Source organism: Shinella yambaruensis (assembly GCF_050859155.1).
GTDB lineage: Bacteria > Pseudomonadota > Alphaproteobacteria > Rhizobiales > Rhizobiaceae > Shinella > Shinella yambaruensis.
In genome coordinates this window covers 235,318-248,804 of record NZ_CP150641.1, presented here as the reverse complement: position 1 = coordinate 248,804, position 13,487 = coordinate 235,318, and the positions used below count along the sequence as shown (strand labels likewise).

The window sequence follows — 13,487 nt, the reverse complement described above, 5'->3', positions numbered from 1 at the left end:
GCACGCCGCTCACAGCGTGGCGAGCCGGCTGTTGTCCAGCCGGCCGCCATAGGCCTCGCGCATGGCGATCTTGTCCTCCAGCGCGGCGATGACCGTGTCGGAGAAGTTGGTCTCGTAGAGCTGCGCCAGATTGCCGAGCCCGCCCGGCGTGAAGACGTTGATCTCCAGGATCTTGTCGCCGACGATGTCGAGGCCGACGAGGAACATGCCGTCCTCGACGAGCTTCGGGCGCACCGCCTCGACGACGGCGAGCATGGCAGGCGTCACCTCCACCGGCGCCGGCCCGCCGCCGACATGCACGTTGGAGCGGATCTCGCCCTTGGCCGGCACGCGGCGGAAGGCGGCGTATTTGCCGTCGCGCATCAGCGGCCGGCCGTTCATCACGAAGAAGCGCACGTCGCCCTCGCTCGCCTCCGGCATGAAGCTCTGGGCGATGAGATAGCCCTCGCCGCTCACCGCCTCGAAGATCTGGTTGAGGTTCTGGTCGTCGGGCGAGGCGACCTTGAAGACGTTCTTGCCGCCCGAACCCTGCAAGGGCTTGATGATCGCCCCCTTCTTCTTCTCCCCGGCAATGAAGCCGCGGATTTCCTCGATGCTCTTGGAGACCAGCGTGGCCGGACGCACGGAGGGCGGGAAATCCTGCAGGTAGAGCTTGTTCTGTGCCTTGGCGAGGCCCGCCGGATCGTTGACGACCAGGGTGCCGCGCAGCGCCGCAAGCCGCCCGAACAGCGCCCCGGCATGGGCCGCCCAGGGCCGGTCCGTCACGTCGAGCGAGGGGTCGTTGCGCAGGAACAGGACGTCGATCTCCGCGACGTCGAAGATGCGCGTCTCGCTATTCTCCCCCTGCAGGTCCTTGTGCAGCGTCTCCGGCTTCTTGTAGCCCGAGGAGGGCAGCACCAGCCCGCGCACGGCAAGGCTGTCATCCGCGCGCAGCACAAAATCGCCGGGCGTGACGTAGCAGATCTCGTGGCCGCGGTTGAGCGCGGCGAGCGCCAGCGTCGTCGTGGTGAACTGCGGGGTTTCGTCGGCGATCGAGTTAACGAAGAAAGCGATGCGCATGAGAGCCTCCTCAGGCGATGAGATCGAGGGGTGAAAGGCCGGCGCGCAGCCGGGCAAGGCGCTCCTGCGCGCCCTTGGCGGTCAGGAATTGCGGCGTCAGGCGCGGCGCCTTGAGGAGGCCGCGCAGGCTGAGCTCCTGCATGACGGCGAAGTGGCGGGCCGCGATCTTGCCGAGCCAGAACGGCTCGAGATCGCCGCCGCCGCGCAGATGCGCGAGGATTTCCAGGAGGCCGCGCAGGTAGACCGCATCCTTGGCAAGCCCGCCGCCGCGGTGGAGGCGAAGCGCGATGTTGAAGGCGCCGGACGGGGCAAAGCCATGCTCGCGCACCAGCAGCCGGTAGGTTTCCACGAAACCCGCCCCGTCGAGCATGGCGGCGCAGGCGACCACCCGCGCGGCGATCAGCCGGAGGCGGGCCGTCGTCATGCCGCCGACGAGATATTCCGCCAGCACCGCCAGCCCCTCCTGCGCCCCCTCGTAGCCGGCAAGGCCGGAGCGGAAGAGCCGCAGCCCGTGGCCGGAGCCGTTGCAATAGGTGAGGAGGTGCACGCCGACCTCGTGGCTCAGCAGCGCCTCGACCCGCTCGCGCGCCATCGTCGTGGTGCGGGCGATCAGCAGCCGGTCGCTCGACACCATCAGCCCCGGCGGGAGGTCGTTGCGCACCTCGACGCTCGGCGCGAAGGCGGAGAACTGCGCGCTGTAGCGGTCGATCATCGCGCGCGCCCGCCGCTCGACATAGCGATGGTCCACCTCCTGCGGGGCGGCCTTGCGGCCGGGTTTCGCGGTCGCCTCCAGGATATCGCCGGCGACCTTCGCCAGCCGGCCGTCGACGGAGCCGTAGAGCGCCCGGCTCATCTCGACGAAGCGGGCATCCTCGCGGGCGGCGAGCATGGAGAGCTGCAGGTCCAGCTCCTGCTGCTTCTCGCCGTAGAGCCGCTCCAGCACCGGATCCTCGAACCGGTCGAGGGCAATGGAGAACAGCGCCTTCTTGCGCGCGGCGATGTCGATGGCGAGTGGGCGGTAGAGAAAGGTCGGCGCGCGCTCGCAGCCGGCCGCGCGGAAGGCTTCGAAGGCCGCGTCGGCATTGATCGGCGTCACCGCGAGCAGGAAATCGAAGCTGGCGGCGATATCGTCCATGGCACGGTCGGCGCGGGTCACCGCCTCGACGAAGACACGCCGGCCGAGCGCCCGGTGGGTGGCGGGCGCCAGCGCCGTCTCGGCGCGGGCGAACTGGCTTGCCGCACGCAGCCCGGCATCGACCAGGTGGGCGACCAGCCGGCCCTGCAGCTCCGGATAGACGGCGCGCGAGGTCGGCACCCGGTAGATCGGCGCGACGCGCACGTTGAGCGTAGGGATATCCGGCAGGCGCCGGGCAAGGCCCGCATGGGGGTCCTCGGCAAGCGTCGGCCGCGCGATGCGCGGCGCGCGGTAGCGGCCGTCGATCTTCTCCACCGCACCGACGAAGGCCGACTGCGCGCGCTCCGCCGCCGCATCGGGCGAGGCCGAGACGCTGATCTCGAAGGGCGCGAGATAGGGCGTGTCCGCGGCCAGCTGGTCGCGTGCAAGCTCACCGAAATCGAGCACGAGGAAAGCGCCGAATTCCTCGCGCATCCGTTCGCCGACGAGGCGCGCGATGGCCGCGGCGTCGGAGAGGTTGCCGGCCAGGAGATAGGCGGCATTGGCCATGGTGGCCGCGCGGGCCGCAGGAGCCGAGCGCCGGTTCACATGCACGGCGAGAAACGGCAGCGGGCGATCGAGGTGGAGCCGGCCGCGGCGCGGCAGGTCGAGCCGGACGGGAAGGCCGCGCTCCAGCGCGGCGGCGACCGCGGCGAGCGGGTCCGCCGCCTTGCGGGCACGCCCGCTCATGGCCCGTCCCCGCCCGGCATGGCCCGGAGAGCGCTTTCGAGCACCGGCAGGCTGGCACGGATGGCCGCGCAAAAGGCGGCGATCGCCTCCCGGTCCGGCGCGCCCGTCCACTCGTCCATGAAGATCTTCTTGAACTCCACGGCGATGGCGCAGCCGCGGCCGGGGAAATGCTGGTGCACGAAGCGCGTCTGCTCGCCCTTGCCGGCAAAGGCAACGTTTTCCCGGACATCGAGCTGCCGGCCGGGGAACGGCTGCTCGCGCAGGCAGGCCATGAAGGCATCGACCACCGGCGCCCAGAACGCCCTGTCCATGGAGAAGGTGCCGATATTGATGTCCGGCGCCTCCGCCTGCGCGGTCGGCGGCCCGTCGGGGCCGGCCCGGCGATGGTTGTAGCTGTGCATGTCGAGGAGGACGAAGCGGCCATGCGCACGCTCCATGTCCAAAAGCACGGCCTTCAGCATGACATAGTAGCCGTCGTGCTGGGCAAGCAGCGTCTCCAGCGCCTCCTGGCCGGGCGGCTCGGCCCAGATGTCGAGGCCCCAGGCCTGTTCCGGGCGCAGGTAGACGGCGCCCTCGCGCGGCCGGTTCAGGTCCACCTCGAAGCGCGAACGGTGGACGACGATCCGGTTGCCGATATCTTCGACGAAGGCGGCGGTGAAAGGGTCCTCCTCGCGCAGCCGGCCGGCGGCGTCGAGCTTCATGCGTGCCGCAAGGTCGCTGCGCAGCAGGTGGCCGTCGTGAATGGCGGTGCCGATGATCGGCGACTGGCCGCGTGCAACGCTCCAGAGCGCCCCTTCCCGCCGTCCATCGTTCTCGATCAGGTCCGTCATGCAGCCATAACGCGAAAGACGGATTCGGGTTCCCTTGCCTCCGCCAGGCCGAGGCAGTGCGCCTTGCACAGCCGTGCGAAAACCCGCGCGAGACCGATGGTGGGAATGGCGCTGCGATCCCGCGATTTCGCGCTTTTCCGGGGAAATTCATCATTCTGCGGCTTTGCACAGGGCGAAGAATATGCGCAAGTATGCACAAACGCATCCGGAGGCAGGAAGACGTGACGACATCCAGGTCCAGGCCGAAAAAGGCCTCGGTCAGCGCCATTCGCGTGGCCGAGCTCGCGGGCGTCTCGCGCTCGGCCGTCTCGCGCACCTTCACCGACGGGGCCAGCGTTTCGCCGGCGACGCGCGCCAAGGTGCTCGCGGCGGCGGAAAAGCTCGGCTACCACGTCAACCACCTGGCGCGCGGGCTGATCCATCACCGGTCCGGCATCGTCTGCATGATCGTGGCGGAGCTGCAGGCGCCCTTCCACTCCAATGTGGTGGAGGTCACCACGCGCAAGCTGCAGGCGATCGGCAAGGTGGTCATGGTGCTGAACACGGCCGGCCAGCCGGACAATGTCGAGGCGGCGCTGCGCCAGACGCTGAACTACCGCGCCGACGCCACGGTGGTGGTGTCCGGCGCGCCGCCCGTCTCGCTGATCGAGACCTGCATCGAGAACGGCCAGCGAGTCATCCTCATCAACCGCGACGACCCGATCGAGGGGCCGGAGATCGTGCTGGTGGACAATGAGAGCGCGGCGCGCGAGGCCTGCCTCATGCTGCACCGGGCCGGCTGCCGGCGCCTTGCCGTGGTCAGCTCGACGGCGGGCACGCCGAGCATCGTGACGCGCGAGCAATCCTTCGTCGCCGCTGCCGCCGAGCTCGGCCTCGAAGCGCAGGTCAGCCGTGCCGGGCCGACCAGCTACGCGACCGGCGCGGAAGGCGCCCGCCAGCTGCTCGGCGCCTCCAGCCGGCCGGACGGCGTGTTCTGCGTCACCGACCTGCTGGCGCTCGGCTTCATGGACGTGGCGCGGCTGGAATTCCGCCTCGACATCCCCGAGGCGCTCTGCGTCGTCGGCTTCGACGACATCCCGCAGGCCGGCTGGATCGGCTACAACCTCACCACCTTCCGCCAGCCGATCGGCGAGATCGCCGACCATATCGTCGCCATCATCGAGAAGGACGAGGCCGACCCCGCCCCGCCCAAGCGCCTGCCGACGCAGGTCGCCTGGCGCAAGAGCGTGCGGCCCTAGAATCTGTCAGGTTCATTCTGAACCAGACAGATTCTCGGTTTCTTTGTTTTCGTTTGTCTCTTCGGGAAAACCGGCTCCCACTTTTCCTGACAAACTCTAAAGCGCCCGGACGACGAGGTCGGGCAGGCTGAGGGAGAAATCCCGGTTCGGCGGACGCTCGAGATAGGCGCGCATCATGCGCAGCAGCGTGGAAAAGCGGGCCGGCAGGCCGTCGCCCTCGATATGCGGCGCCCTTGCGCAAAGGTCCCGGTAGAAGGCGAGGCGGTCGGATGCGATGTCCGCGTGGCTGAGCTCGCCCGCCTTGCGCAGCCGGTACCAGTCCTCGACGAGCTCGTTGAGGCCGAAGGCCGGCGCGCCGGCGGCGGCGAGCCCGAGCGCTTCGAGAAGGTCGGCGACCGTCGCCGTGCGCACGAACTCCACCATGTCGCGCGGCCATTCGCGCGCGAGGTAACGCCCGTGCACGAGGTTGACGAGATGGCGGCTGAGGAAGGTGCCGTGGTCGGGCGCGGAACTCGCGGCGAGCTCCGCCGCCCCTTCCCGCGCCGCCTCGGTGCGGTAGGCTGCGAAGGCCGCGTCGTGGCCGGGCACCTGCCGGAGAGAGAGCGTGCGGATCTCGCTGCGATCAGCGTAGAGGTCGACGATCTTCAGGCCCGGCCCGTAGCCGACCGGCGAGGGAACCGCGATGTTGACGAAGCGTCCCGCGCCCGTCTCGTGCCGCGCCGTGTCGTTGACATGGAGATGGCCGGAGAAATGCAGGGAAACGCCGGTCGCGGCGAAGGCGTCGGCCACCGCGGCCGTCGGCGCGCGGCGGGCAAGGCCGGTGGGGCCGAACAGCGCGACCTCCTCGCTCGACACGCCGCCGAGCGGATCGAGCGCCGGATAGTGCGAGAAGGCGACGAGCCGCTTGCCCTTCGCCTTCGCCCGCGTCGCCACGTCCGCCATCCAGGAAAAGAGATGAGCGCGATGCGCGAGCACGGCCCGCCAGCCGCCGTCGGTCGGATCGTGGAACTCTCCGGGATCGGCAAGGTCGCCCGCCCCGTCGCGCGGCACGCAGACATTGGCGTCGATGGCGAGCACCCAGAGGCCTTCCACCGGCTCGACGAGATAGGAGGAATCGATCATCCGGCAGCGCGTGCCGCCGTCCGGGCTCACCGCCTCGTAGCTGCGGGCCTCCCAGGCCGGATCGGTGCCGAAGGGGCTTTCCCAGTGGAGGTCGCCGGCCTCGGGCATGAAGCCGAGGCCGGAGAGCATGGCGAGCGCCTCCGCCGTGCCGAGCGTCGCCGCCTCCGGGCAATCGGCGCTGCGAAGGAGCAGCGGCGTACCGTCGGTCATGAGGAAGCTCTTGTCCTGCGGCCGGCCCGCAAGGGCGTAGAAATCGTGGTTGCCGGGGGTCATCAGCACGCGGATGCCGTGGCGCTCGCGATACTCCGCGACAAGGGCGAGCGCGGCGCGGATGTTCGGCCGCTGGCCGTCGTCGGTGAGGTCGCCGACGAGGAGCACGGTCTTCACGCCGGCCTCGGCGACGCGGTCCAGCGCCGCGCGGAAGGCGGGGATGCTCTCGTTGAAGACACGCGTCGAGGCGGCGGTTTCAGTGAAGCTGCGGATGGCGCCGGGCAGGCCGGAACCATCCGGTATCCAGGCACAATCATGCACATGCGGATCGGCGATGACGGCGATGCGGATCATGCAGTGGCTCTTGCGGGCGCGGCGGCGCGGACGCGATCGGCCTCGACGAGGCGCACCCAGCCGGCGGCGCTCTCGGCGGCGGCGATAAGCATGGGCTTCGGTGTCTCGTGCCATTCGTCGGGGCGCAGCTCGCGCTTCACCCGCACATGGTCGACCGCGGAGCCAAGCGTCGGGAATTCGCCGGGGATCTGCAAATGCAGCAGCAGCGCGGCGAGGATCACCGAGCGGGAGCGCCCGGCCCGGCAGTTGACCAGCACGTTGCCGCGCTCGCGCATGGGATAGCTCGGCTTTTCCGGCAGCACCTGCTGCAAGGCGCCGAGCAGCTGGTAGTAGCCGGCGAGGAACATCGTGTCGGGATTGCCGGGGCCGTCGACGATGCCGAGCTTGTAGTAGCGGATGGGCGCCGGGCCGTAGCCGACGCGGCTGTCATGCGAGACCTCGGCGGGCGCCGCGACATAGTTGAAGTCGAGATTGACCGCGCAGTTGAGCACGGTGGAAATGCCGTTCCGGCGCAGCAGCGGCACGTCCGACGCCCCCTCGCGGCCGCCGACGAAGAGATCGACACCGAAGCCCGGCAGGTTCTCGTAGACGCGGCTGATCGGCGGGCGATCGTAGTGGCGGGTGGGTTTGTCGGTCATGCGGTTCTCCGATGCTCTTCTTCCGCCGCGGCCAGAAGGTCCGGCCCGGTCAGAAGGGGAATGCCCGTCGCCTCCGACAGGATGGCGGCGACGCCGGGCGCGGCGGCCAGCACCGCCGCGCCGGCGGTCAGCCCGCCGAGCGACAGGAACGGCCCCGTCACCCCGCCCGCCTCGCGCACGAGCAGGAGGCCGGCAAGGCAATCCCAGGAATTCATGTGCAGCTCCGCATAGCCGTCGCTGCGCCCGTCCGCAACATAGGCGAGCCCCAGCGCCCCGCAGGCGCCGCGCCGCACATTGCTGCCCGCCTCGAAGAGCGCGTTGAGCGCGCCGATATAGCGGGCGAGCGGCCGGCGGTTCGACCAGCCCATCTCGAAGGAGGTGGCGGCAATGTCGCTCGTGGCGGAAACGCGGATCGGCTTGCCGTTGCGGTGCGCCCCGCGGCCGAGGCGGGCGAAATAGACCTCGTCCAGCACCGGGTTGACGATGGCGCCGAGCTGCACCTCGCCCCTGGCGATGAAGGCGATGGCGACGCAGAAATGCGGGATCGCGCGGGCGAAGTTGGCCGTGCCGTCGATGGGGTCGACCACCCAGGCCTGCCGGCCGGGCTCGCCGCCGCTCTCCTCGCCGAGGAAGCCGTCCTCGGGGAAAGCCTCCGAGATCCGGGCGCGCAGATGGTCTTCCACCTGCCCGTCGGTCTCCGTCAGGTAGTCCTGCGGGCCCTTCATGCTGACCGCCTGCCCCGTCTGCCGGGCAAAGCCGGCGCGGGCGAGATCCGCCGCCTCGCGGACAAGCGCGTGCAGGAAGGCCTCCCGGCGGTCGATCGCCCCCTCGTCAATGCTCATGTGCCCTGTCTTTCCTGCCCTGTTCGTTTCCGGTTCATCATTGCCGCCGCAAGGGCGGCAGGCGGGCCGGGAAACGGCCCGCCCGTCTTTGGCTCAGCGCTTGTAGTGGACGCGCCAGAAATCCTGCCAGTCCTGCCGGCTGTCCCAGTCTTCGCGGCCCGTCGCCGGGTCGTAGTTCAGCAGGGCATCGAGATGCTTGCCGATGCCCGACGGCTCGTCGTCCGGCAGGCCGACGGTGCGGTTGCTGGACAGCTTGCCGTCCTCGGCCTGCGGCGCGATGCCCTCGGCCGTCATGGCATAGTGGACGAAGAGCTTTGCCGTGTTCGGGCTGTCCGAGCCCTTGACGATGACGCCGACTGTCGGGTTGGAGAAGCCGATGATCGGATCCACCCCGGTGCAAAGGCCGAGCGAGAAGCCCTTGCCCGCATTGTCGCGGAACTTGGCCGAGGCGACGAGGCCGACGAAGGGCTCGCTCTGGCCGGGCGCGGCGACGGCCTCGGCGGCGGCGGAATCCGAATCCGTCAGCAGCGGGCCGTTGGCCGCGAGCGCCGCCACGAAGGCCTCGGTCGCGCTGCCGAGGTCGCTCTCCAGCTTCTTGCCGTACTGCTTCTCGTAGGCGGCGGCGATCTTGTCGTCGATGCGGCTGCGCATCTGGTTGAACCAGTCGGTGTAGGACGGCTTGCCGAGCGGGTCCTGCATGGCGACCTTGCCCTTCCACTCCGCCTCCGTGAGCTGCCAGATATTGGTGATCGGGCACTTGTCGTAGAGCTTGGTGTTGTAGGCGAGGAAGTTGGGGCTCGACACGACGAGCAGCGGGTTGTGCGCCTCGGGCGAGATGTCCTTGGCAAGATCCGGCGGCACCCAGTTCTCCACGAAGCCGGCGGGCATCAGCTGGCCGACCACCGCCGAGGGATCGGAGATGAAGGACACGTCCGTCTGGATGTTGCCCGACTGGGATTCGCGGATGATCGTTTCGAGCTGCGCGGTGGCCTTGGATTTCGAGCCCTCCGCCTTCAGCCCGTATTTGGCGTTGAACGCCTCGACCATGTCGACGATCTTGCCGGTGCTGTCATAGACCGACAGCGGCGGCTCCTTCTTCGCCGCCTCGATCAGCGCGTCGAGGTTGAAGTCTTCCGCCAGCGTCCCGCCGGCCATGCCGAGCACAAGGGCGACGCCTGCCAGTAAACCGTATTTCCGCATGTTTTCCTCCTCCAGCTTCGCCCCATCCGTCTCTTCCCATCGGATGGCGCGGGTTTCAGTTTCCGTTTCGGTTCAGGCGGCGCGCGCCAGCGTGTCGTCGGCGCCGGCAAGCCTCAGGCCCGCCGCGTCGAAGACATGCATGGCCGTCGGCCGGGCATGGACGAAGACCCGCTCGCCGCCCTTCAGCACCGGGCATTCGGTGGTGGTGGCGAAGAGGGCGCGGCCGTCGACCTTCAGTTCGATGATCCAGCTTCCGCCGGTCGGCAGGATGCCGGTGACCTCGGCCGCATGGCGGAAGCTGTCGCCGGGAACGGCAGCCTCCGAGCGCGCGATCTGCAAGGCCTCGGGCCGAAAGCCCACCGAGCCGACCCCCGCGCTCTCGCCGAGCCGACCGGCGAGCCAATGCGATGCGGCGCGATCCAGCGCATGGCCGGTCGCGGTTTCGAGAATGTTGATCGGCGGGCTGCCGACGAATTCGGCGACGAAGCGGTTGGCCGGCCGGTCGTAGATGTCGTTGGGCGTGCCGAGCTGCTGCAGCCGGCCCTCGTTCATGACGGCGATGGAGGTGGCGAGCGTCATCGCCTCCCACTGGTCGTGCGTGACGAAGACGATGGTGGTGCCGAAGGCGGCGTGGATGCGCTTCAGCTCGGCGCGCATTTCGAGCCTGAGGCGCGCGTCGAGGTTGGACAGCGGCTCGTCGAGCAGCAGCACGCCGGGATTGACCGCCAGCATGCGGGCGAGCGCCACGCGCTGCTGCTGGCCGCCGGAAAGCTGGGAGGGATAGCGGTGCCGGTACTTCTCGATGTCCAGCGCCTTCATGACCTCGGTCACGCGCGCCTCGCGCTCGGCCTTCGGCACCTTGCGCAGGCGCAGGCCGAAATCCGTGTTGCGCTCGATGGTGAGATGCGGCCAGAGCGCATAGGACTGGAAGACGAGGCCCATGCCGCGCTTTTCCGGGCCGATGAAGGCGCCGCGCGCCGGGCTGTCGACGATCTTCTCGCCGACGCGGATCTCGCCGTCCGTCAGGTTCTCCAGCCCGGCGATCATGCGCAGCGTCGTCGTCTTGCCGCAGCCGGAGGGGCCGAGCAGGCACATGAACTCGCCGTCCCTGATGTGAAGGTCGAGGTCGCTCACCGCGTTGGGCGAGCCGGCGCCGTAGGATTTCTGCACATTGCTGAGAACGATATCGGGCATCAGTTTCCAAGTCCCTCGGCAAGGTTGGTGCGGGTGAGCCGCTGGGCGAGCACCGTGCCCCCATAGGCAAGGCCGGCGATGATCAGCACCACGGCATTGGCGGCCTGGGTGTAGTTGTAGTCGACGAGGCGCAGCGAGAAGGTCGTCAGCACGTCCGTGGCGGGCACGGCGAGGATGACGAAGAGGCTGAGCCCCTTGATGCCCGAGATGAAGGGCAGGAGGATGCCGGTGACGAGCGAGCCCTTCTGGATCGGGATGACGATCGACGTCATGCGACGGAACCAGCCGGCGCCGACGATCTGCGCCGCCTCCTCCGGGTCCTTGCCGAGCTGCATCATGGCCGAGATGCCGGCGCGGGACGCATAGGGCATCTGGTCCGCCATCAAAGCGAGGATGAGGATCAGCGTCGTGCCGTAGAGGCCGGGGATCGGCCCGCGCTGCACGGCGAAGAGCGAGAGATAGGCCGCCGCGAAGGCGATGCCCGGCACCAGATAGGGCATGAAGGTGACCTGCCGCAGGAAGATCGCCAGCGGCCGGATGGTCGTGCGCACCACGACATAGCCGGTGAGCACGCCGAGGATGCCCGAGCAGACCGAGGCGATGCCGACGATCCAGATCGTGTTCAGCGCCGCCTGCCAGAGATCGGGGCTGAGCAGGATGCCGGTGCGCATGGCGACCGTCGGCAGGTCCCGGCCGATCCAGTAGTCGAGCGTGAAGTTCGACAGGGCGAAGCTGCCGGGCTGGTGCATGACCGTCGAGAGCGCCAGCGTCAGGAGCGGCATGCCGACGGAGACGATGAAGATGGCGGCGGCAAAGCCGCTGGCCGGCCAGCGCCAGGATTTCAGCCGCGACAGCCGGTTCATCGCGCCCTTGGAGCCGACGGTGACGAAGCGCCGCGCCTCGCGGGCGAGATGCGCGTCGATCATGATGGCCAGAACGCCGATCAGCATGATGGCGCCGGCGAGCACGCCCGCAACGCCGGTCTGGCGCGAGCCGATGGAGCGGTAGAGCGAGGTCGCCAGCACGTCGAACTTCACCGGCAGGCCGAGCACATAGGGCACGCCGAACTCGCCGAGGCACTTGGCGAAGATGAGGAGCACGGCCGACAGCAGCGCGGGGCGCATCAGCGGCAGGATGATCTGCAGTGCGACCACCCGGCCCGGCGCGCCGAGAATGCGCGCGCTGTCCTCCAATTGGCTGTCGAAGCGGCGCAGCGCCGAGCCGAACAGCAGGATGACGAAAGGGGTATAGTGCAGCGCGAGGATGACGGTGATCGGCACCTGGCCATAGGCGAGCCAGTCCGGCGGCGACAGGCCGATCGCCTCGAACCAGCCCGGCTGGCCGCCGACGGTGCGGTTCTTGAACAGCGTGGTCCAGGCGAGCGCGAAGGTCCAGGCCGGCAGCATGTAGGGCACGATGAGGGCGGTGGCGAACCATCGGCGGCCGAACATGTCGGTGCGCGCGATCAGCCAGGCGAGCACGCCGCCGACCGACAGCGAGATGGCGATGGCGCCGAAGGCCACCTTCAGCGTGTTGAGGAGCGGTTCCCAGAAGAGATCGTGCGCGACGGGCGAGGCGAAGGCGCGGTAGAGATAGTAGGCGGTGAAGCTGCCCGTTTCGCCCGCCGTGCGCCGCTCGTCGCCGAACTGCACGGTGGCCGCATCCGAAAGGATCGACAGGATGGGCACCACGATGAGATAGGCAAACAGCGCCGCCATCAGGACGGCGATCACCGTCGTCGGCTCGCGCAGCGCCAGCCGCAACCGGTAGCGCCAGCGCGCGCCGCCAACGGGCGCTGGCGCTACAGCCGCATCAGACGTGGCCATGGAGCCCGCCTTGTGCGCTGCGGCACGTTTTTCCAACCGTCTTCGCAAAGCCGTGCAATGTTTCCTCCCCTGCCGGCTTCCGCCGGCCACCGCACCGAATTCGACCAAACCGGGAATGTTTCCTCCCATCCTGGCTGGTCAGTGGGTGCAGTCAATCATTGAGGGTCGGCACTTGTCAATACAATATTGCACAGCCGTGCATTGATGTGTGAAACCGGCCGGCTAGGCAAGCCCGGCCAGCTTTTCGAGGTCGGCGCGGGCGCCCGGGCCTGCGGCGACGACCGGCGATCCTTTGGTCAGCCGTTCGCCCTCCACCGGGAAGGGGTGATGCCAGCCGCCGGCCTCCTTCACGAGGCAATAGCCGGCAAGGCAATCCCAGGCGTGCATGTAGGGCTCGTAGTAACCGACGAGCCGGCCGGCCGCGACATAGGCGAGCATCAGCGCGCCGGAGCCGTTGCGGATGAAGGTGCCGCCGGCCTGCAGCAGCCGGCTGACGATGTCGGCCATGGCCTCCGGCGTCACATGGCTGTTGGCGCCGATGCCGGTCATGGCGTTGCGCACGTTGCGGGTGGGGTCGAGCGTCAGGGCCCTGCCGTTGAGCTTGGCGCCCCTGCCGGCAGCGGCGGCATAGAGCTCGTTGTGGCAGGGCGCACCGATGACGCCGATGACAGGCTCGTCGCCGTGCAGCACGGCGACCGAGACGCACCAGTTCGGCATGCCGCTGACGAAGGGCGCGGTGCCGTCGATGGGATCGACCACCCAGGTATAGCCGGAGGTGCCCGCCGTGTGGCCGAACTCCTCGCCGAGGAAACCGTCCCCGGCGAATGTCGCCTCGACCCGCTCGCGGATCAGCTTCTCCACATTGCGGTCGGCGATGGAGACGACGTCCTGCGGGTCGCGCTTGGTCTCGATCACCAGGCTGTCGCGGCGGTTGAAATAATCGAGCGCCATGGCCCCCGCCTCCTGGGCGATGGCCTTGGCGAGGACGAAGCGCCTGTCGAGGTCCGTCTCTTGCGACGTCATGCTGATTTCCTTGGGTAAGCAATTCCAGCAAAAGTACGAAGCGGTTTTGCGTCCGGAATTGCGTAAAAACAAAAAGATAGAGCGTTT

11 protein-coding genes are annotated in these 13,487 nt (G+C 68.8%); 1 reads left to right on the top strand and 10 read right to left on the bottom strand.

The genetic code is table 11. The annotated features are described in order from the left end of the window. Positions 1-9 precede the first annotated feature (9 nt). The 3 genes from WMC41_RS28945 to WMC41_RS28935 are packed head-to-tail and all read right to left on the bottom strand — an operon-like array spanning position 10 to position 3,753. A complete protein-coding gene (locus WMC41_RS28945) occupies positions 10-1,059 on the bottom strand; it encodes a glutathione synthetase (RefSeq protein WP_432349682.1) in 1,050 nt (349 codons plus the stop codon). Positions 1,060-1,069: 10 nt separating this feature from the next. After that, a complete protein-coding gene (locus WMC41_RS28940) occupies positions 1,070-2,923 on the bottom strand; it encodes a flavohemoglobin expression-modulating QEGLA motif protein (RefSeq protein WP_432349681.1) in 1,854 nt (617 codons plus the stop codon). Then, positions 2,920-3,753, bottom strand: coding sequence for an N-formylglutamate amidohydrolase (locus tag WMC41_RS28935; protein WP_432349680.1), 834 nt, complete (start codon positions 3,751-3,753; stop codon positions 2,920-2,922). Before WMC41_RS28935 ends, WMC41_RS28940 begins: the two co-directional genes overlap by 4 nt. Positions 3,754-3,944: 191 nt before the next feature. Between WMC41_RS28935 and WMC41_RS28930 the strand changes: the two genes are divergently transcribed. Further along, positions 3,945-4,991 (top strand): LacI family DNA-binding transcriptional regulator, encoded by a 1,047-nt coding sequence (locus WMC41_RS28930; RefSeq protein ID WP_432349679.1) that lies wholly within the window; start codon positions 3,945-3,947, stop codon positions 4,989-4,991. A 96-nt stretch (positions 4,992-5,087) separates the two neighbouring features. Here WMC41_RS28930 and WMC41_RS28925 read toward each other — a convergent pair whose 3' ends face one another. From WMC41_RS28925 to WMC41_RS28895, 7 genes are all read right to left on the bottom strand, one after another. Next, positions 5,088-6,677, bottom strand: coding sequence for a metallophosphoesterase family protein (locus tag WMC41_RS28925; protein ID WP_432349678.1), 1,590 nt, complete (start codon positions 6,675-6,677; stop codon positions 5,088-5,090). Then, entirely contained in the window at positions 6,674-7,315 is a 642-nt protein-coding gene (locus tag WMC41_RS28920; protein WP_432349677.1) for a dual specificity protein phosphatase family protein, read from the bottom strand. The genes WMC41_RS28925 and WMC41_RS28920 overlap by 4 nt, the downstream gene beginning before the upstream one ends. Next, complete coding sequence (locus tag WMC41_RS28915; protein ID WP_432349676.1) at positions 7,312-8,157, bottom strand: inositol monophosphatase family protein; 846 nt, start codon at positions 8,155-8,157, stop codon at positions 7,312-7,314. Before WMC41_RS28915 ends, WMC41_RS28920 begins: the two co-directional genes overlap by 4 nt. A gap of 93 nt (positions 8,158-8,250) precedes the next feature. Beyond that, the gene (locus tag WMC41_RS28910) at positions 8,251-9,357 is read right to left on the bottom strand and encodes an ABC transporter substrate-binding protein (RefSeq protein WP_432349675.1); all 1,107 of its coding nucleotides are present in this window, start codon (positions 9,355-9,357) and stop codon (positions 8,251-8,253) included. 72 nt (positions 9,358-9,429) lie between these two features. After that, positions 9,430-10,551 carry an ABC transporter ATP-binding protein gene (locus WMC41_RS28905; protein WP_244768913.1) on the bottom strand — a complete coding sequence of 374 codons (1,122 nt, stop codon included), beginning with the start codon at positions 10,549-10,551 and terminating at the stop codon, positions 9,430-9,432. Then, positions 10,551-12,377, bottom strand: coding sequence for an ABC transporter permease (locus WMC41_RS28900; protein WP_432349674.1), 1,827 nt, complete (start codon positions 12,375-12,377; stop codon positions 10,551-10,553). Before WMC41_RS28900 ends, WMC41_RS28905 begins: the two co-directional genes overlap by 1 nt. 222 nt (positions 12,378-12,599) lie before the next feature. After that, positions 12,600-13,400 (bottom strand): inositol monophosphatase family protein, encoded by an 801-nt coding sequence (locus WMC41_RS28895; RefSeq protein ID WP_432349673.1) that lies wholly within the window; start codon positions 13,398-13,400, stop codon positions 12,600-12,602. Positions 13,401-13,487 lie beyond the last annotated feature (87 nt).